The 1,190-nt window shown below is 42.6% G+C and carries 1 protein-coding gene; it reads right to left on the bottom strand.

The features are described from left to right. Positions 1–37: 37 nt before the first annotated feature. Positions 38–1,094, bottom strand: a protein-coding gene (locus QUA13_RS32565) for an ISKra4 family transposase (RefSeq protein ID WP_333205239.1) whose coding sequence is annotated in 2 segments (ribosomal slippage) — positions 38–929 and positions 928–1,094 — 1,059 coding nt in all. Because the reading frame shifts where the segments join, the coding sequence is not laid out codon by codon here. Positions 1,095–1,190 lie beyond the last annotated feature (96 nt).

A 1,190-nucleotide genomic window follows, 5' to 3' on the forward strand; every position in this document is an offset into this window, starting at 1 on the left:
GGGAGCATCTCAAATATGCAATGAGTATAAATACTATTCAGGCCAAAGCGAGATTTAAATAAGCACAACGATGTTTCAGAACTTGAGCCAGGTTGTCACGATTCCATTGTGCCCCGGAGATTTTAATTCTCCGTCCAATTTGTTTAATTGTAGCCTCGACAGCACCGGAACCAATTGTGATCTTTTGAGACTGCATCGCCTGATAGTCAGGAATCCTACATCGATGTCGTTCTAAATAATCCAGAAAGTTCTTGACGTGAGGTACATCCCAGTCAGCCACAGCAGTGATTGCCTGATCGACCTGACCATGCCACAGATTAGCCTCCATTGTTCGCAAGCGTTGATTAGAGCCACCCAGTTTGTAGAGGTTTTCCTTGAGGTGATACCAATCTAAAATCTCTAAACGTTTCTCAAATGAAGCAATCCCAGCTATCAAATTCCAGACCCCTGGATGTCCATCACCCAAACAAGTAATTGGCTCACCTAAAGGCTGTCGATTCACCCAATCCAATAGCTGGTCATTCTCTTGAAAGAAAGCCGCACACTTTTGATGATGCAATGCCACAGCTTTGTAGTCTCGCCATTCACTGGCTTCTCCTAAGTCGGTTCTTAATCTTGCCTTGCCTCCATCTACACTCAAAGCGGTGACAGTTGTCTCTGCTACAGCCTCCACAAATTCTTGTCGATGTACTAGCCGTTGTTGCGTACTGTGGGATACGTATATCCCTGTCAGTTGTTGTAAGTCTTTGGTGGTATTAGCATAGGATACGTTGGCGCTCAATATTAGGCAGCATTTTTCTAAGTGAGGGCTTAATCTTGTCCCTTTCTTGAGTCTGAGTTTTTTACTTTGTTGTTCTCTCACTCGCCATTTACCCATGCAGGTCTGGATTTCTCTAGCTCTGCCTGCTTCTGTTTGGCTGCTGCTGCTTAAAAAATTTTCCAATCTCTGGGGCTACTTCTTTGAGGACATGATCTCTAACCGCTAATTCAATACTGCCAAAGTCTTTTAGCTGTTCTGATGGTGTATTCTTGAGTAAGATAGCGGATACTTTTTCTAGACATTTTTGCAGTTCTTGAGTTTCTTCTGGGGTCATATTTTTCTCATTCGTAAGTGTGTTTTTACATTTTACATAATTCTTGCATAGGACTGTTGCAAGTATTTATACTCATTGCATAATTGAGATGCTCCC

This window comes from Microcoleus sp. S28C3 (genome assembly GCF_036700785.1).
Taxonomy (GTDB): domain Bacteria; phylum Cyanobacteriota; class Cyanobacteriia; order Cyanobacteriales; family Microcoleaceae; genus Microcoleus; species Microcoleus asticus.